Genomic DNA, 20,199 nt, shown 5'->3' with positions numbered 1-20,199 from the left:
ACAGAGGCACCCACCAGAATCTTGGTGAGTGCCTCTACTTTCGGAGCCTCCTGTCGGGATTGAACCGACGACCTTTCGCTTACAAGGCGAGTGCTCTACCACTGAGCTAAGGAGGCGAAGACCGACGCGTTGCCGCGACTGACTTTGCGGAGCCATCATATCCAAGCCGTCACGGTGGCCGCGCCCGGGTCACGTTAGATAGCGTGGGCCCCATGCGCAACTCCCACTCCGCCCCCTGATGGCGAAATTCACCGAAGCACTCACACGCCTGACGGGAAACCGCCAAGCCACCGTCGACACGGTCACGTCGGCTCCCGCGCCGCTACAACCGATCGACCTCACAGACGACGCCGTCGTCGCAGAAGTTCTGGACCTGGCGGTTCGGGTCGGCGAAGTCCTCCTCGCCTCCGGGACCGCGGCCATGGACACGGCGGAGCAGGTGCAGTTCATCGCCGCCACCTACGGCCTTGCTCAGTGTGACGTCGACGTCACTTACAACTCGATTGTGCTCTCTGCCTATCGTGGCCCGACGCGACCGCCGGCGAGCACGATGCGCATCGTCCACTACCGCTCGATGGACTTCACGCGACTGGCGGCTGTCGACCGTCTGACGCGTCGTATCCGCCGTGAGGCGATCACACCGGACCAAGCGCACGACGCACTCACAGCCATCACGACGGCGCCGCACCCGTACAACCGATGGACCGCAACCATGGCCTGGGCAGCGATGGCGGCTTCGGTCTCCGTCCTGCTCGGCGGCGGGTTCCTTGTTGCCACAGTCGCGTTTCTGACGACGATGGTTATCGATCGGGTCAACCGCGTACTGAACCGGTTCGGGTTGCCGTTCTTCTTCCAGCAGGTTGTCGGTGGTCTCATCGCGGCTGCGCCCGCCGCGACGCTCTATACCTTTCAGGATCAGCTGGGGATCAGTATCCGGCCGTCGCTAGTGATCGCGGCCGGAGTGGTCGTTCTGCTGTCCGGGCTGTCGCTGGTGGGCTCGGTCCAGGACGCGATCATGGGCGCTCCGATCACGGCTGTAGCGCGGTTCTTCGAAGTGGTGATGATGACGGGCGGCATCATCGCGGGTGTCGCGATCTCACTGCGAATGACCGGGATGCTGGGTTCGACGCTTCCACCGATCAACGTGGAAGTATCGACCATCACGCAGTTGCCGATCCTCATGCTCTCCGGCGCGTGTGCGTCGGTCTTCTACGCTCTTGCCTGCTACGCCGAGCGGCGTGCACTCACCGCGGCATTCCTGGGCGGCGCGGCCGGCAGCGGTGTGTCGATCTTCGTGCAAACACTCGACGTCGGCCCCGTGATCGCCGCAGCGATCGCGGCGACCGTCGTCGGTCTTGCCGGTGGTCTGATGGCTCGCCGCGCCCTGACGCCTCCACTGGTCGTCGCGGTCGCAGGCATCACTCCCCTGCTCCCCGGTCTGTCGCTGTACCGAGGCCTGTACGCGCTGCTCAACGACCAGGTACTGATCGGTCTGACTGCCTTGCTGTCGGCATTCGGCATCGGCTGCGCTCTGGCCGCTGGCGTGACGCTCGGCGAATGGGGAGCGCGAACTCTGCGTCGTCCACGAATCCTGATGCGCGTGGACTCGCTACGCCGACCGATGGTCCGCAAGCGCAAGCGCCGGGTTCCCGTCACCGAGAAGTAAGAGAGTTTCAAGCAGAAAGAGCTGGGCACCTGACGGTGCCCAGCTCTTTCGGTTCACTCGGGGGTTTCCGAGCAGCGAGAGAATCAGCTCTCGACTGCGTGCTTTCCGCCGGCAGCCTGATCGGCTTCCATTGCCTCGCGCAGGCTCTTCGGACGCATGTCGGTCCAGTTCGCCTCGACGTATTCGAGGCACGCCTTGCGGCTGTCTTCACCGAACACCACGCGCCAGCCGGCGGGGACCTCGGAAAACGTGGGCCACAGCGAGTGCTGGTCCTCGTCGTTCACCAGCACGTAGAAGCGGCCGTCTTCGTCATCGAAAGGGTTAGTGCTCATCTCGCCTCACTCGTTACGTACGTGTCTTGTGCGCCCAGACTAGCAAGCGCACCAGTTCGGTTCTGGTGGCTCAGCACCGACGCCAGAATCTCCCCCGCCCGCACTGCCACGTTCGACAGCAGCGACGACGTCAATCCGTGAGTCTGTTCTGTCCCACCCTGCAGATAGATACCGCCTGTCACGTCCTCCGTTACAGCCAGTCGATAATCCCGACTGACGTTACGCGGAACGGACGAATCCGGCACGAGTTCACCCAACAAATTGTCCAGCGGCGCCGGGGTGAAACCCGTGGCCAGAATGAGTGCGTCGCACGACAGCGTGTCGGTCAAGCCGTCGAGGTTGCTGCGGACGGCCAGTTCGATGCCGGATTCGGTCTCCACGGCACTCGTGATCTCCGAGGCCCGACGCATGAACAGTCGCCGCGGCCCGCGAACCATCTCCTGATACTCGGTGGCATAGAGCTTGTTGATCAGTTCGATGTCGACGACCGAGTAATTGGTACTGCGGTGCAGATCGAGAAGTCGACGTCGTTCCGCGGCGTCGGCGCCGTGCAGTTGATCGACGGCTTCGGGATCGAAGATGCGATTGGCGTACGGGCTGTCGTCTGCCGGGCTGTAGCCGTACCGGGCAAAAACACTGTGGACTTCGGCGTTCGGGTAGTTCGCGTGCAGGTAGTCGACGATCTCCGCGGCACTCTGACCGGCGCCGAGAACAACGAACCTGTTGTGCACGGGCTCGGGCATTGCTTCGAGGTGGAAGAGGAACTGGTGATTGTGGAAGCACCGGGACGACGGCGTTGCCCATTCCGGGATCCGCTCTTTCAATCCGGCGCCGACGACGATGTTGCGGGCGATCACCGTTTCACCGTCGGCTGTGCGAACCGCAAAGCGATCGACAACGCCGTCGGAGTTCTTGATGCCCTCGACCCCGTCGACGGTTGTACCGAACTGCACATCCGCGTCGACTCGTCGAGCCGCCCAGCACAGGTAGTCGTTGAACTCGTGGCGCGTGGGAAAGAAGGTCTGGTGGTTGACGAAGTCGACCAGCCGCCCTTGCTCGAACAGATACGAGAAGAAGCTGTATCCGCTCTGTGGGTTACGGAACGTCACCAGGTCCTTCGGAAACGCGATCTGCATCGTGGCACCGTCGAGCAGCATCCCGGGATGCCACGCGAACTGAGACTGCTTTTCGAAGAACCGCGCATTCACCCGATCAACGGCTGCACAATTTGCATTGTGTTCTTCGACAGCAATGGCCAACGCGAGGTTGGCCGGACCGAACCCGACGCCGACGATGTCGACCACGGCGGGTTCGGCGCTGGAGTCTCTCGGTGATTCACTCATTACAGGTAGTCCATCCCCGACGGGACGACCTGATAAGGTCGCCAATCGATGTCCCGAAGTAAGTAGCAAAGGCTACCCTTAATGAGGTGAGGGTATCAATACTGTGAGCCCCCGTATAGCGGTCGACCCCGCGGAGCGATGCGACGTATGTCATAGTTTCGCCCCTTCACTCACGTCATCCCCTTCGGCGATGGCCGCAGCCTCGATCACGTCGACCAGCTGACCTGCCCATTCACGGACCGCGCCCGCATCGACGCGGTCGGCACGGAACCCGAGCGTTGCAAAAACAGGCCCTTCGCCCACCGGCTCGTAAAAACTCAACGTCAAATCCGCATCGGGCACTCCCACCGGAATCGGTACGAGAGAACCGAAGTCGCCAAGCCCGTCCAAATCCGCCTGTTGGTGATGGATCACCATCACCTGAGGTCTCATGGACGCCGGATTACCCAGAGCCTGCTCGACATACACATATGAGACGTCCTGACTGCTCAGCGCTTCCAGGTTGCCTTCCCTCACCCGACCGAGCAATTCTGCAAACGTCGGACTACCGGACGTATCCGTGCGCAGGAGAACAACATTGAAGAAGGATCCGATCATCGGTTCGAGACGGGGATCCGACCTGCCCGCAACCAATGAACCGATCGGAAGATCGGTACCCGCCCCGGCCTTCGTGAGAACGGCGGCCAGCGCAGCCTGAAGGACCATGAACATGCTCGTCCCGGTGCGCGCAGCCAGCGCGTCGATTCTGGCGTGCAGATCCGCGTCGATGTCGACAGAGACCACGTCACCCCGAGGTTCCGAGTCATCTTCCGGCAACGGAAGATTCACACTGGTCGGTATTCCGTCGAGCGCATCCTGCCAGTACGCAAGCTGCTTCGAGGCACGGCTGTCGACGTCCAGGGGGTCACCCAACAGCTCGTCCGACCACACGGTGTAGTCGGCGTACGTCAACGCAAGCTCGTCCCAGATCGGTTGATCTCCCTGCGACCTGGCTGCATAAGCAGAGACCAGATCTCCCAGCAGCGGCACTACGGACCACTCGTCGACGGCGATGTAGTGCATGACGAGAAGCAGTGTCCGAGAGCCGTCTTCACCGAGAACCAGATGAACCCGCAACGGCGATTGCTCACGCAGATCCATCGGAAGTTGAGCGAGTTCGAACACCACTCGACCCACATCGCCGGCGCCGACATCGACCACATCGACAGTCGGCCGCACCGATTCTCTTGCCACGACGATGCCGTCGACCTCGACGAAGGTGGTCCGCAGGGGTTCGTGGCGCGACGTCACGTCATCCAAGGCGTGCCCGAGAATCTCCGGATCGATCTTCGATTTCAGGGTCAGTGCCAGAGCGTGGCTCGCTTGCGGATTCGCACCGGCCGAGCGGAACAACTCCCACTGACGACGTTGCGGCGCAGACAGACCCATGGTCTCCGGACGCCTCGCCGCCGGCGCCAGGACCGGGCGTCCACCCTCCGAACGCGCAACGACTGCCGCCAACTCCGCAACGCTCGGTGCGTCGAACACGTCTCGAATACTGACGTCCACGCCGAACGCTTCACGAATGCGACCGACCAGTTTCATCGAAGCCATCGAATGTCCACCTAGTTCGAAGAAACTGTCGTGGACTCCGACGCTCGGGAGTTGCAATATCTCCGCGAAGGCAGCTGCAACCGTGGACTCCACGACAGTGCGAGGAGCAACATCACCCGCCAACTCCGACCAGTCCGGAGCGGGCAACGCCTTGCGGTCGAGCTTTCCGTTGGGCGTCAACGGGAGCGGACCATCGAGAGCGACAACCATGGTCGGGACCATGTAATCGGGCAACGACATTGCAGCGAGATTTCGCACTGCCGTCGTGTCCACCACAGCACCGGGTTCGGGTGACACGTAACCGACCAGGCGCGTGATTTCGCCCTGCCGATCCGCGACGACCGTTGCCTGCTTCACCGAAGGATGGGCACTGAGAGCTCCGATGATTTCACCCAATTCGATTCGGAAACCGCGAATCTTGACCTGATCGTCCACGCGGCCGAGGAAGTCGATGTTCCCGCCCGAGCGCCACCGCGCTCGGTCGCCGGTGCGATACATGCGATCGCCCGCGGTGAAGGGATCGGCGATGAATCTCTGTGCCGTCAGATCGAATCGGCCCAGGTAGCCTCTCGCCAGGCCGCGTCCCGCGATGTACAGCTCGCCGGATACTCCCGGCGGAACCGGACGCAGTTGATCGTCGAGCACGTACGCCTGTTCGTTGGGGTCGGGGACTCCGATGGGCACAGCACCGTTCCAACCGGGTTCCGCCTGCCACAGTGTGTTGTTCACCGTGGCTTCGGTGAGTCCGTACGCGGCAAGCAAATTCAGCCGCTCCGCCCATCGCCCGATCAGCTCGGGCGGAACCGTCTCGGTTCCGACCAACACCGTGCAACCCTGCGGTACTTCACATCCCGCCGGCAGGGCGGCCAGCAACGAGGGAGGGATGATTGCATGAGTCACGCGATTGCTCGTCATGAAATCGGTCAACGCCGGGCCGGCCACTCGTGCGCTCTGCGGCACGATCACCAGGGTGCTGCTCGTGCACAGAGCCATCGCCAATTCGAATACCGCAACGTCGAAGCCGACCGAAGCGAACTGCATCACCACCGAACCCGGTACCAGTCGCATCCGAACCTCGGCTGTGGCAACAAGACTCGGAATACCGTCATGAGAAAGGACAGCGCCCTTCGGCTTGCCGGTCGATCCCGAAGTGTAGATGACATAGGCCGCGTGGTTGACGCCAACTGGTGGCCTGGGAGTTTCGACGATCACTGCCTCTTCCAGTTCCGCACGTATCAGCGGATCGTCCAAGAGGATTCGCTCGACGCCGACCACATCCTCGATCCGCGAGCTTTCCTCCGAGGTGGACAGCAGTACCGAGGTGCGAGAATCAGTGAGCATGTAGGCGATGCGCTCGCTCGGGTGGCTCAGATCCAGGGGTAGATACGCTGCCCCCAGCTTTAGCACGGCGAGGACCGACGCGACCATTTCCACCGAACGCGGGACGGCAAGTCCCACCACGTCTTCGACCGAGACCCCGCGCCGATACAGCACGCCGGCTATCCGATCACATTGCTCGGAGAGCTCGCGGTACGTGGCCTGCCCCGCCTCGTCGCGCACCGCAATCGCCTCGGGTGTAGCAGCGACCCCACGCGCGAAGGCGTCGTAGAACGTTTCCTCCGGCACGTCGACGGCGGTGTCGTTGAACGAGGTGACAACCTGTTCGAGTTCGCCGGGCAAGAAGATGTCGATGTCGCCGATCTCAATGTCGGCCGATTCCACGACTGCCGCGATCACCGATTCCAATCGGTTCGAAATTCGCTGTGCTGTTTCGCGATCGAAGAGGTCGCTGCCGTATTCGAGTCGGACGTCGATGCAGCCTTCGTCGCCGAGGTACTCGGTGAAATTGAACACCAGATCGAACTTGGCTGTGTACTCCTCGAGTTCGAACGGATCCCCGCCCATCTCCTCGCGGCTGTGATAGCCGACCATGACCTGGAACAGCGGGTTGCGTGCCAAGGTGCGCGACGGATTGAGGCGTTCCACCACAGTTTCGAAGGGAATATCGGCGTTGGCGAAGGCCTCGAGGTCTCTCTCGCGAATGCGATCCACCAGCTCCCGGAACGTCGGGTTACCTGACGTATCCGTGCGCAGCACAATCGTATTGACGAAGAAGCCGACCAAGTCGTCGAGCCCCTGTTCACTACGTCCGGCCACGGGAGCGCCGAGGGGAAGGTCCTCACCCGCTCCGAGCGCAGTCAGCAACGCCGCCGACGCCGCGTGCAGGACCATGAACATCGAACTCTGGCTCTCGCGCGCCAGATCTCGCAGTGCGGCAGTTGTGTCCACACCCAACCGTGTTACCACTGCGCCACCGGAGAAACTCGGTCTGGCCGGTCGGCTCCGGTCGGTGGGAAGCAGCAGTTCTTCGGGGGCTCCGTCCAAACTCTTCGCCCAGAAGTCCAACTGCGTGCTCAGGACACTCGACGGATCGTCGGCGCTGCCGAGCAATTCCCGTTGCCACAGGGTGTAGTCCGCGTACTGAACCGGTAGCGGTTCGAAAGCTGGCTCCTCGCCCTGAATCCGAGAGGAGTAGGCAGACATCAGATCGCGCAGGAACGGCCGATCGGACCATTCGTCCGTTGTGATGTGATGCAGGACGATCACGACGATTACGACGATTACGGCACCGTCTACTCGGATCAGACGGGCGCGAATCGGAATCTCGTTCGAAAGGTCGAACGGACGGCCCACTGCCACTGCAACTTCGCCGGCGACACCGGATTCCCGTGAATGAACTGTCTCGACCGGAACCTTCGCCGATTCGAGAATTATCTGTTCCGGTGTTCCGTCCACCAACCGGAATACCGTACGCAAGGATTCGTGTCGTTCAACGACGTCGCCCAGCGCCGCGGCGAAGATGTCCGCGTCCAATGCACTGTCCAAGCGGAGCACGATCGGGAAGTTGTAGGCCGCGGAGTTCTCTTCCATCTGTCCGATCAGCCACAAACGCTGTTGAGCGGCAGAAAGTGGAAGGTGGTCCGGCCGCGGCTTCGCTACCAGCATCGGTCGCGTTGATCCCTGCTCGACCACAATGCGTTCCGCGAGTTCCGCGACGGTCGGTGCTTCGAAGAGATCACGCATGGTCAGACTGTTCGGAATGGCGATCCGAGCTCGACTGATCAGTTTGGTGGCCAGAAGCGAGTGCCCACCGAGGTCGAAGAAGTTGTCGTCGACACCGATGTCGTCCACATCGAGTACGTCGGAGAAGAGCTCACAGAGAACCTCTTCCGTGTGGTTACGCGGTGCCATCGACTCCCCACTCCGCTCCCCCAGCACCGAATCGGCCGTGGGCAGTGCCTTGACGTCGAGCTTGCCGTTGACGGTCATCGGTAGTGACTCCACCTCGATCACCACGGCCGGAACCATGTAGTCGGGTAGGAGAACTCGCGCCTGCGCGCGATAGTCGTGCACGGCGCCGAGTTGCACGGGTGTCACGTAGCCGACGAGCCTCTTGACTCCGCCCGCCCCGACGTCGACCACGACCGCTGCTTGCCGCACGTGCTCGTCGGATTCGAGAACGGAGACGATTTCGCTCGGTTCGATGCGGTGACCTCTGATCTTCACCTGGTCGTCGGTGCGGCCCAGGAAGTCCAGGTTGCCGTCAGCGCGTCGCCGCACCAGATCCCCGGTGCGGTACATACGCTCTCCGGTCCCGGCCGGATCTGCGACGAAGCGCTCGGACGTGAGCGCAAAGCGTCCGAGGTAGCCGCGAGCCAAACCGGCTCCGGCAATGTACAGTTCGCCGGCAACTCCATCGGGGACCGGTCGCAGCCAGCCGTCGAGAATGTGCGCGGCGGTGTTCCAGATCGGCTTGCCGACCGTCGGGGTGTCACTGTCGGTCGTTCCGCCGCCGAGAGTGTTGATCGTGTATTCCGTCGGACCGTAGAGGTTGTAGCCCACGGTTCCTTCGGTGTCGCGCAGCCTGTTCCACACCGAATCCGGAACGGCTTCACCGCCGAGCAGGACCAGCGGCGGACGGTGTTGTCCCACACCGTCGTCGAGCAGCCCGCTGTCGATCAGGTGCGTCGCGTAGGTCGGTGTCACGTTGACGACGTCGATTTCCTGTGCGTCGCAGTACGCAACGAGCGCCTCGGCATCACGACGCAGATCCTCGTCACAGATGTGGACCTCGTGGCCTTCCACGAGCCACAGAAGTTCCTCCCACGACATGTCGAAGGCGAAGGACACGGTGTGCGCGATCCGCAGGCGCCGGCTCGTCGCGGCGATCACCGGTTCGAAGATCGCCTCGCGGTGGTTGAACTGCATGTTCGTCAAGCCGCGGTAACCGGTGACCACGCCCTTGGGCTTGCCGGTCGAACCGGAGGTGTAGATGACGTACGCGGGGTGGTCGAGCCGATGCGGTGCTCCCGGGGCGAATGCTCCGAGTTCCGCCGCGGAGAGTGCCCGCGCCGAGATCGTCAGTCGCCTTGCCGCAGTGTCCGGCTCGTCGAGCACGATGGTCCGAATGTCCGCGGTGCGGACGTCCGCGCCTTCGAATTTCGGTGCGGCGGCGACAGTCGTCAGCAACACGACCGGATCTGCGTCGTCGATCATCACGGCCAACCGTTCGGCCGGATGGTCGAGTTCGAGGGGTAGGTAGGCAGCGCCCGTGCGCAATACGGCGAAGAGCGCGACGACCATGTCCACCGAGCGCGGCAGACCAAGAGCCACGATCTTTTCCGGCCCGGCGCCGTAGTTGATCAGCAACCGCGCCATCCGATTGATCTCGCCGTCGAGATCGGCGTAGGTCATCCGACGCTTCCCGAACACGAGTGCCGTGTCGTTCGGTTGCGTCGACGCCACCTCTTCGAACAGGTCGGCGATGGTACGCTCCGGCAAATCCCGGATCTGTGTCAGCCGCCCTACTGCGGGAACCGGAGATGCGACAACCGATCCCGTCATGTCGTGCGACCAACTCTGCAGCAGATCGACGAAGCGACCCAGTAGGTCCTCGGCTCGGCGCGCGGTCACCAGGTGCGGATGGAACTCGAACTTGACGTTGACGGTGGCACCCGGGGTGACCACGACGGTCAGCGGATAGTGCGTGTGATCGATACTGTCGCTGCCGCTCACGTCGTGTGCGGCATTGAGTGCGTCGACTTGCTTCTCGTCCACGAAGTTCTGCAGGACCATCAGCACGTCGAACAGTTGACGATGCTCGGAAACACGCTGGATCGAGGCCAATCCGAGATAGTCGAACGGCATCTGCGAAAGTCGATCCGCCTGCGTTCGGCGAAGAAGTTCCTCGACGCTCTCGTTCGGATCCAGTTGCAGCCGAACGGGAACGGTGTTGAGGAACATGCCCACCACGGTGTCGATTCCCGGTACCTCCGGCGGCCTTCCGGCAACCGTGGAGCCGAAGACGACGTCCTGTCGACCGGTGGCCGACGCCAGCACCAGAGCCAGCGCTGCGTTCAATACCGTATTGAACGTGACGCCGGACGCGGCAGCGCGCTCCCGCAATGCACGCGAAAGCGATTCCGACAGAACCGCATCGCGGCGATCCGGAAGCTGAGGTTCGACGCCGGGCGTCGGCTCGGCAACAAGCGTCGGCTCCTCGAGTCCTGCGAGCGCTCCGCGCCACCCCGCGTCGGCGGCTGCACCGTCGCGGTCGGCCAACCAGGCGAGGTAGGCCTCGAACGACCCCTCGGGTTCGCCGAATGCGCTGTCGTCCCCGCCGGTGTCGTACAGCGCCAGAAGCTGACTGACGACAAGGCCGTTGGACCAGCCGTCCCACAACAGGAACTGCCGGTTGATCACCAGTCGATCATGTCCGCCGGGCAGATGCAGCACGCTCATACGCCACAGCGGTGGCGCGGTCAGGTCGAACGGAGTCACTCTGTCTTGGGCGGCGACGGCCTCGGCGCGCTCACGAGCAGCCGAGTCGTCGAGTTCACGGAGATCGTGGACGGCGACGGGAACATCGAGTCCCGCACTGAAGAACTGCGCAGGCTCGTTCAGTCCTTCGCTCACGAATCCCGCTCGCAACGTGGGATTTCGTCGTTGAAGTGTCCGGGCGGCCGCAGCCAACCTGTCGACATCGAGGGTGTGCCCGAAGTCCATCGAGAACTGTGCCGTGTAGATGTCCCCACCACTGCGGCTGTCGCTGCTGCCTGCGTAGCCGGCTTGGAAGTACAGGCCTTCCTGCAACGGTGAGAGTGGGAGGATGCTGCTGACACCCGCCGGGCTCGCATCGGATATCGCGTCGATCTCGGCCTGACTCAGGTCGAGCAACGGCACATCGGACGGGGTCAGGATGGGAGGCCCGTCATGCTCCGCGGCCGCAGCCGCCAGATCGCCGAGCGCCGAAACCCAGCCGTCGGAGAGTGACTGCGCATCCTCCTCGGACAAATCTTCACTTGCCCAGGCGAAGTCGGCACGGAGTTCCGAATCCACGCTGACGACATTCACGATCAGCCGATACGGACCTCCCATGTCTGCGTCGGGATCGGTGGACATGGCTTCGGATTCCGCTGCCAGGGACCATGCTGTCGATCCAGCTGTCGTCGTACGTCCGAGATAATTGAACAGGATCTGAGATTCGGAGCGCCCCGCCAATCTCGATGCCGTACGTGCATTCACGTACCGCAACATCCCGTAGCCGATACCGCCGTCCGGAGCCGCCCGCAGGCTCTCCTTCACCTCGCGCAGAGTGTCCACCGGGTCGGTTCCGCCGAGCAGTCGCATCGGGGCAATCGTGGTGAACCAGCCGACTGTTCGCGACAGATCGGTCCCGGGTACCAATTCCTCGCGGCCGTGCCTTTCGAGATCGACCAGCAGTTCGCGCTCACTGCGACCGGTGGAACGACGCCAGCGCTCGACCGACATCACCAACGCAGCCAACAGAACATCCGTTCCCTCGGCACCCAGCATGGCCGCAACCGTTCCGAGTGCCGCCTCGGAGATTGCTCCGTCCACCGTGACCGTGCGCCTCGAGCCTCCGGATACAACGGCATAGCTCGCGGTACCGGGGATCAACTCCGCGCCCGGAGCGGTCACGGTCAACCAGTGATCGAGTTCGGCAAATCGATGAGCGCTGCTTGCGTGTTCGGCCACCGTGCGGGAGAAGGTACGCAGCGAAGTTCCGACGGCATCCAGTGCTGCGGGCTCTCCGGCCTCGACGGCCACCCAGGCCATCGCGAGATCCTCGAGCAGCGTTCCCCACGAAACCCCGTCCACGACCAGGTGGTGCGCGACTATAGCGAGTCGGCCCAGATTCTCAGCGCCACAATCGAACCAGACCACCGAGACCATCCGTCCTGCAGACGGATCCAAACGACTGGTCGCCCACTCGGAACGTTCGGTGATGAGCGTCCGCAACTCGGCGTCATCCAGTCCCCGAGCATCAACGCGTACGACAAGGTTCGCTGCCCGGATACTGCCGGGTTCCTCGATCCGCGCCGACCACATTCCGCGGTCATGTCGGATCAAGGTTTGGCGAAGTCCGTCGTGGTGATCGAGCACGGCCTGCATTGCACCGGTGATCGAATCGAAAGATGTTGCCGGAGAATGGATCAGAACTGCCTGGTTGAAGCGATCGGTACCACCCGTCCATTCGGACAAGCGGTGAACCACCGGCAGCGGAACCAGCTCACCCACGCCGATGTCGGCCGTGACGGTGGCAACCGACGTGGCGACATCACCCACCGCTGCGGCGATCGCAGCGGGAGTGCGCAGTTCGAAGATCTGACGCGGGGTCAGTAATACCGAATCACGACGAGCCAGGTTGACCAGTCGGATCGCCAGGATACTGTCGCCGCCGAGAGTGAAGAAGTCGTCGCGTGCCCCGACGCGTGGCAGGCCGAGAACTGTCGCGAAATGCCTGGCGAGGAGGTCGGCAACGCCCGAGGAAACTACTCCCGTCGTTTCGCCCACCTGTGCCGCGAAATCCGGTGCCGGTAGGGCTTTTCGGTCGAGCTTGCCACTCGGGCTCAGCGGCAGCGACTCGAGCCGCACGAACGCGCTTGGCACCATGAACTCCGGTAGCACGGACAACAACTGCCCTCGAACCGCAGCGTCATCAGCATCTCCGACCAGATAGGCGACCACCTGTGCGCGGTTACTCGGACCGTCGGTTCGGACGATCACGGCACTTGCCGAGACTCCGGGGCACAATGCCAACTGCGCTTCGATTTCACCGAGCTCGATGCGGAATCCACGAACCTTCACCTGCTCGTCGACACGGCCGAGGTACTCGAGAACACCGTCGCCATTCCACCGCACGATGTCACCGGTCCGGTACATCCGCGATCCGCCCTCGCTGTACGGATTCGCCACAAATCTTTCGGAGGTCAATCCCCCACGTCCGTTGTAACCACGCGCCAGTTGTGGTCCAGCCAGATACAGCTCACCGGTGGCACCGGCCGGAACGTTCTGCAGATACGGATCGAGAACGAACAGGCCGGTATTGGCGGCGGGTTCGCCGATCGGGACACTGACCGCGTCTGCCGGAGTTTCCTGCACTGACGGCTGCCAACTGACGTCGACGGCGGCCTCGGTGGGGCCGTAGAGGTTGTCCACCAGAACGTTCGGCAGGATCTCGGCAACCTTGCGTGCAACGTGAACGGGCAGTGCCTCACCGCTGCAGTTGACGATCTCGAGGGAAGAGCACAGTGCTGCTTTCGGCTCCGCAAGAAAAACTTCCAGCATCGACGGAACAAAATGCACTCGGGTCACGGAATGTTCGACGATGACGTCGGCCAGATAGCCCGGATCCTTGTGCCCGTCCGGCTCGGCCATCACCAGAGTTGCCCCCACCAGGAACGGCCAGAAGAATTCGGGGACGGAGACGTCAAAACTCGACGGGGTCTTCTGCAGCATCCGGTCGGAGAAGTCCAGCGGACGTATCTGCTGTGCCCAGAGCAATCGGTTGACCACACCCTCGTTGGTGACCACAACGCCTTTGGGACGACCGGTCGAACCCGAGGTGTAGATCATGTACGCGGCATCCGCGGGCGATCCTGGGACACTCAGCGGTTCGGCTGGGAACTGCGCGGACTCCGATACCGTCACCCGCGGAACCGAACCCGAATCGAGTGAAGAATCTTCCGACACCACGACGCACACCGGATCGGCGTCGTCCAGCATGTACGTCAGCCGCTCCGCCGGATAGCCGGTGTCGAGCGGAACGTATGCTCCCCCGGCCTTCCCGATGCCGAGTATCGCAACCATCAGATCGACCGAGCGCGGCAAGGCAACCGCCACCAATGATTCGCGTCCCACGCCACGTTCGTGCAGCAGATGCGCAAAACGATCAGCGCGAGAGTGAAGTTCGGCGTAGGTCAACGACTCTTCACGGAAGATCACTGCGGTGGCTTCGGGCGTACGCCCGGCTTGATCCTGCAGCACCTCGGTCAGCGTTGCGCGCGGCCGATCCAAGGCCGTGCCGACGCTCCCGGGCTGTGCGGGTGCCAGCGCGATCCGGCCGATGACCTGGTCGAGATCGCGAGAGAGTTCTGCTAGCACGACTGCGAGAGCTTCCGCCAGCGACGCAGCGGCATCGCCGTCCACCTGAGCAGCGTCGTACTTGAGCTCCAACGCCAATTGATCGCCGGGGACGACGATCAGGGTCAGCGGGTAGGCCGGTCGCTCGTCGAATCGAATTCCCGTCAGTCTCACCGAGTTCGTCGGATCAGCGATTGCCGTGTCACCGAGTGGATAGTTCTCGAACACGACCAGTGATTCGAAGTTCTGCTCCAGTCCGCCGGTCCGCCGCAGTTCCGGTAGCCCCAGGTACTGATGGTCGAGTAGTTCCGATTGTTCCCTCTGCCAACGAGAAAGTGCTTGCGCGGCTGTCTCTGCCGGATCGAACCGCAACCGAGCCGGCACAGTGTTGATGAACAAGCCCACCATGGACTCGATGCCGGGCAGGTCTCCACCGCGTCCCGATACGGTTGATCCGAACAGCACGTCTGTTCGGCCGGTCATTCGGCCGAGCACCAGTCCCCAGGCGCCGTGCACGAGCGTGCTCAGCGTCAAACCGTAGGAGCGTCCGGTGGTCGACAGCGCGCGAGTATCACTGTCGGACAGCCCGACTCGGGTAGCATGGACACCGCTGCTGCCCGCGCTCGGCGCGGGAAGTTCGACCGCGGGCCCGGGAGAGTTCAGTGCTTTTCTCCACACCGCTGCCGAAGCCTCGTGATCGTGGCCGGCCAACCATTCGAGGTAGCTGCGGTACGGCGCCGGGTTCGGGAGCACCACCCCGGAATCGCCAACGCTGTACGACGCCATCAGCTCCCGCAGCATCACCGGGACCGACCATCCGTCTGCAACCGCATGGTGAATCGACTGCAGCAGAAGGTACTTCTCCGAAGAGGCACGGAGCAGTGTGTAACGGACGAGCGGCGGCTGCGCGAGGTCGAACCCGCGCGCGCGGTCGGCGGAAAGCAGTTCATCCATGTCGGCGCCGGCATCCGTGACTACTGCCATCTCCACGACGACGCTCGGGTGCACCACCTGCACGACCCGGCCGTCGCCCAGGACCGAGAATCCGGTGCGCAGCGCCTCGTGTCGATCCACGACGGATTGCAGCGCACGGCGCAGAGCCGCGCTGTCCACGGCGCCGGTCAGCTCCACGACCTGTTGCACGACATACTGATCAGCCCCCGGATCGGCAAAAGCCGAATGGAAGTAGATCCCTTCCTGCAACGGAGTGAGCGGGAGAATCTCTTCTGCCTTCGGCAACCCGTCCACATCGGCCTGAGTGAGCGCCACCAGAGGGTAGTCGGACGGTGTCGCGCCGTCGAAGGCTGCGAGCCCGGACACGGCCTTGAGCGAGTCCAGCCACAACCGCGCAAACCTGTCGATGTCGCTACGCAGGAAGATATTCGACGCCCAGGTCAGAGTGGCCCTCAGTCGTGGCCCACCGGCCGCTTCCTCGGCTACGACGTCGACAGACAACGCGTGACCCAACGCCATGGACGGATCGGCAGCGCCGTCCATCGACACCGGGAACCAGTCCCCCTCTGCAACTGCGGTGCGCCCCAGATAGTTGAGCACCACCTCGGGTGCTGCGACGCTACGCAACTGATCCGAGCTGCCGAGGTATCGCAATGCTCCGTACCCGAAGCCTGCGTTCGGGACGCGTCGAAGTTGCTCCTTGACGCTCTTGAGAACCACCGCCAACTCACCGCTCGCTTCGAGATCCGGAGCGGCTGTACCGATTTCGAGTGCAACCGGGAATACCGTGGTGAACCATCCGACAGTACGTGTCAGGTCGACGTGCGCAGCGCCGTCACCGCGAACGATGTCTTCGTCGCGTCCGTGCCCTTCCAAGTCGATCGTCACCGATGAGGCACCACTCCACTTGGTCAGCGCAACGGCCAATGCGGTGATCAGCACTTCGCTCACGTCGGCCCCGAATGCCCGTGGGACACTGCCCAACAACCGATCGGCGAATTCCGGAGGCAGGGTGATCGATCGCGCCGCGGCGGTGCGCGCGAGGTCAACTGCCGGGTCGAGTGCCCGACGGCCGAGAGGTGACTGTTGTGCGGAAGTCACCGAGTCCCAGAACTCGATCTCCGAGTCCAGTCGCCCGGCTCCGACCGCCTCCGAAACGAGTTCGGCGTACCTTCTCACCGACGTGCCGACCGGAGCGAGTGAGGGTTCGTCGCCTTGTATCGCTGCGATACCCGCGCGCGCAAGGTCTTCGAGGATGATGCGCCAGGAGACACCGTCGACGACCGCGTGGTGGATGACAAGCAACAGTCTTCCGGGACCGGTCGCAGTGGTGAAAAGAACAGCACTGACCATCGTGCCGTCTGCCGGGTTCAGACGCCTGACGGCTCGCTCGGTCTCGGCGACGATCAGCGGTCCGCATTCTTCGAGCGGCACCGGTAGTGCACGGGTCTCGAAGACCACAGCCAATTCGTTGGTGGCCGGAACAAGCAGCGATCCTTCGGAAGTCAACTTCGCACGAAGTCCATCGTGGCGTGCCACCAGGGCATCGAGCGCCGCCTCGACATGCTCGGACGTCAAAGCTGACGGAGTCTGAATCAGCGCTCGCTGATGGAAGGTTCGTGCTACGTCCGGCGTCCCGAGGGCCCTGGCAGCGATGGGCGTCGTGGCTACGTGGCCGATCGGTTCGTCCGAATGATCGACGATCTCAGCCGTTCGGCCGGATTGGGCGCGCGCCATCGCCTCGGCGGTGCGCAGCTGAAACACCTCGCGTGGACTGATCGACAAACCGGCTGCACGAGCCGCGGTCACGAGCGAGATCGCGACGATGCTGTCACCGCCCAGTGCAAAGAAATCGTCGGTCACGCCAACCGATTCGAGACCTACCGCCGACGCGATCAACGTGCAGAACTGTTGTTCGACTTCGTTTCTCGCGGCGACGTGTGCACTCAGTTCGGCGAGATCGGGCTCAGGAAGGGCTCGACGGTCGAGTTTGCCATTGGCCGTGAGCGGAAACTCGTCGAGGACAGTGACGGTGGTCGGGACCATGTAGTCGGGCAGCTTGCTCGCCGCCCACTCGCGAATGTCCTGTGAGTCGACCGCAAGGTTCGTCCCCGACGCTGCACTCACGTACGCGGCGAGATACTTTGCACCTGTGGGTGCTTGACGCACCAGAACTGCCACGTGGCGCACTCCGGGGTGTGAGATCACGGCGGCTTCGACGTCTTCGAGTTCGAGACGCATGCCACGAATCTTCACCTGATTGTCCGTGCGCCCCAGGAAGTCGAGGGTGCCGTCGGCGGTCCATCGGGCCAAGTCACCGGTGCGATACATCCGGGATCCGGCCAAATCACCGGAAACAAAGGGATCTGCGAGAAAACGAGACGCGGTCAACGCCGACGCGCCCACATATCCGCGCCCCAGTAAGAAGCCCGCTGCGTAGAGTTCGCCGCCGGTGCCGACCGGAACCGGCTGCAGGTCACCGTCCAACACGTACAAACGAGTGTTGGGGTTCGGGCGCCCGATGGATGTGGCAATTCGTTCCGCGTCCTCGCGGTAGATCACATGGGAGACACCGATAGTCGCTTCCGCCGGCCCGTAGCCGTGATACAGCGTCGTGGACAGTTGGGCACGGAACCGATCGAAGAGTTCAGGCGTGAGAACCTCACCGCCGCACCACACGTGCTTCAACGAATCGAGCTGATCGGTCCCGTTCGCCAGATCCAGAAGGATGTCGAGCATCGACGAAACCAAGTAGACAAAAGTGACCGATTCTCCGGCGATCAGGTCGAGCAGGTATTGCGGGTCGCGTTCCCCCTCTGGCTTCGCGATCACCAATCGACCGCCGGAGACGAGCGGGAGCAGGATCTCGTTGATCGAGATGTCGAACGAGAGTGGGGCTTTGAACAGAGAGGCATCACCGGACCCGAACCCGAGAATCCGCTCCCGCTGCCACAGCAACCTTGCGCAGATTGCCTCGTGGCGGATCATGGCGCCCTTCGGACGTCCGGTCGAACCGGACGTGAAAATGACATATGCGAGTTGGGCACCGTGAATACGAATGCCGGAGGTCATTATCTCGGACAGGCCCGAAGGCCCGTCCTCGTACGCCCACGCGGAGAGATCGACCAATACGGAGTCGTCTACGCCGTCCGAGGTGAGCACCAATGTGGCACCGGCATCGGCGAGGACCGATTCGCGGCGCTCTGCGGGCCAGGACGGATCCAGTGGCACGAAGGCGCCGCCGGCGCACATGACGGCCAACAACCCCACCACCATCTCGGCGGATCTCGGAAGGCCGATCGCCACAACGGTTTCGGGTGCGACACCGCGCGAGATCAAGTGCGCGGCGAGCTGCGATACCCGACTTTCGAGCTCGCCGTAGGTCAGCCGAACGTTGCCGTCGACCACGGCGACGGCGCCCCGATCGGCCGAGAAGCTGCTGCGCAACAAATCCGGCACCGTCGTCACGGGCTGCGGTTCTGCGGTGTCGTTCCACCCATGGAGAACGAGTTCACGCTCCGCGGGCGACATGGGGTCGAGTGCCGAGATCGGAAGCTGCGGCTCGGCCACGAATCGATCGAGGAACTGTTCGATTCTGGCGGTGTGATCGGCCAACTCCCTGTCGAATCCGGCCGGGGCGCGGACGTCGATCTCGATCGGTTCCCCGTCCTGACCACCGCGCACGCTCAGATCCAGGTCACTGACCCGACCGGTCACCGAATTACGTACGCGCACCGGGCAGCCGCCGAAGGTGAGTGTGTGTTCGAACATCATCGAGTTGATGCCGGGACCGAAGACCTGGCGGTCGGGATCGATTGCTCGCACGTCGCGTGCGAGATCCTCTCCCCGGTACCGCCCGTGCTTGAGTATCGAGATCAAGGCGGTATCGAGACGAGTTGCCAACTGGCCGATGGTTTCCGAGCGTTCGACCCGAATACCGAGCGGCAGAATCGTCGACGCCATCGAGGGAGTGCGCCGCATGTCGCGACCCACCCGAGCGGCCATCGGCACCGAGACGACAACGTCGTGCTGTCCGGTGGTTCGTGCAATGTACGCGATCAGCGCAGCCATGGGCAGGCGAGTTCGCCGAATACCGGCGTCGGCGGCATAGCGATAGAGCTGCGCTGCACGATCGACGTCGAGCGTGAGCATCGCCGCGATCGGCGGCAGCGAATCATCCACCTGCCCATGCAGAATCCGCGTTGCTTCCGGTCCTGATTCAACTCGTTCGACCCAGTACTGACGGTCGAGCTGGAACCGCGGAGAGTTCCGGTATTCCAGATCGGCCGCCACCACCGCATCGAGCGACCACACCGGCGCCGCAGTCTCGAGGTCCGGATCGTCGTACCGCTCGGCTACGTCGGCGACGATGAGCGAGATGCCGTACCCGTCGACCACGCTGTGGTGATAGCGCTGATACCAGATGACTCGGTCGTCAGCAGTTCGCAGAAGCACCTGGCGGAACAGCAGATCGTCCGCACCGAAGACCCGAGCCATATCGGTGTCCATCCACGACTGCGCAGTCGAATCGGGATCCGCCTCGGCGCGAAGGTCGAGAATTTCCACGTCCCAGCGCGCATCCGGAATCGGCACCTGGATCAGCTGGTTGTCAGCATCCACCCGAAAGTGCACGAACAGCGCTTCGACGCGTCCGGCTGTGGCCTTGATCGCCGCTGCCGCGCGCTCGACGTCGATCGTCCCGTCGACCTCGACGACAAGTCCGATGTTGTACACCGGACTGCTCGGATCGACGTTCTGAGCAACCCACACCTCACGCTGAGCGGCCGTCGCCGGGAGCGCTGCGTCCAGATCGCCACCGCCCGATACAGACGGGTGAGCTACCTGAGAGTGGTCAGACATCGAC

General features: G+C 63.1%; 4 protein-coding genes and 1 tRNA gene. 1 reads left to right on the top strand and 4 read right to left on the bottom strand.

From position 1 onward, the window contains the following. Positions 1 to 44: 44 nt before the first annotated feature. A tRNA-Thr gene (locus AC1DVN_RS15740) sits at positions 45 to 116 on the bottom strand. Between the two features lie 122 nt (positions 117 to 238). Between AC1DVN_RS15740 and AC1DVN_RS15735 the strand changes: the two genes are divergently transcribed. After that, a complete protein-coding gene (locus tag AC1DVN_RS15735) occupies positions 239 to 1,666 on the top strand; it encodes a threonine/serine exporter family protein (RefSeq protein WP_019747016.1) in 1,428 nt (475 codons plus the stop codon). Between the two features lie 83 nt (positions 1,667 to 1,749). Here the strand turns inward: AC1DVN_RS15735 and AC1DVN_RS15730 are convergent, their stop codons facing one another. The 3 genes from AC1DVN_RS15730 to AC1DVN_RS15720 all read right to left on the bottom strand — a co-directional run bounded on the left by AC1DVN_RS15730 (position 1,750) and on the right by AC1DVN_RS15720 (position 20,195). Next, a complete protein-coding gene (locus AC1DVN_RS15730; protein WP_003945538.1) occupies positions 1,750 to 1,998 on the bottom strand; it encodes an MbtH family protein in 249 nt (82 codons plus the stop codon). Next, positions 1,995 to 3,341 (bottom strand): lysine N(6)-hydroxylase/L-ornithine N(5)-oxygenase family protein, encoded by a 1,347-nt coding sequence (locus AC1DVN_RS15725; RefSeq protein WP_019747015.1) that lies wholly within the window; start codon positions 3,339 to 3,341, stop codon positions 1,995 to 1,997. Before AC1DVN_RS15725 ends, AC1DVN_RS15730 begins: the two co-directional genes overlap by 4 nt. A gap of 150 nt (positions 3,342 to 3,491) precedes the next feature. Further along, complete coding sequence (locus AC1DVN_RS15720; protein ID WP_477994007.1) at positions 3,492 to 20,195, bottom strand: amino acid adenylation domain-containing protein; 16,704 nt, start codon at positions 20,193 to 20,195, stop codon at positions 3,492 to 3,494. Positions 20,196 to 20,199: the final 4 nt, after the last annotated feature.

This window comes from Rhodococcus sp. P4_E4 (assembly GCF_056401575.1).
This window is presented reverse-complemented; position numbering and strand designations above follow the sequence as displayed.

Bases quoted from the DNA above. Each gene is read 5' to 3' on its own strand.
- AC1DVN_RS15725 (WP_019747015.1), bottom strand. From the start codon at position 3,341: ATGAGTGAATCACCGAGAGACTCCAGCGCCGAACCCGCCGTGGTCGAC.
- AC1DVN_RS15720 (WP_477994007.1), bottom strand. From the start codon at position 20,195: ATGTCTGACCACTCTCAGGTAGCTCACCCGTCTGTATCGGGCGGTGGC.
- AC1DVN_RS15735 (WP_019747016.1), top strand. From the start codon at position 239: ATGGCGAAATTCACCGAAGCACTCACACGCCTGACGGGAAACCGCCAA.
- AC1DVN_RS15730 (WP_003945538.1), bottom strand. From the start codon at position 1,998: ATGAGCACTAACCCTTTCGATGACGAAGACGGCCGCTTCTACGTGCTG.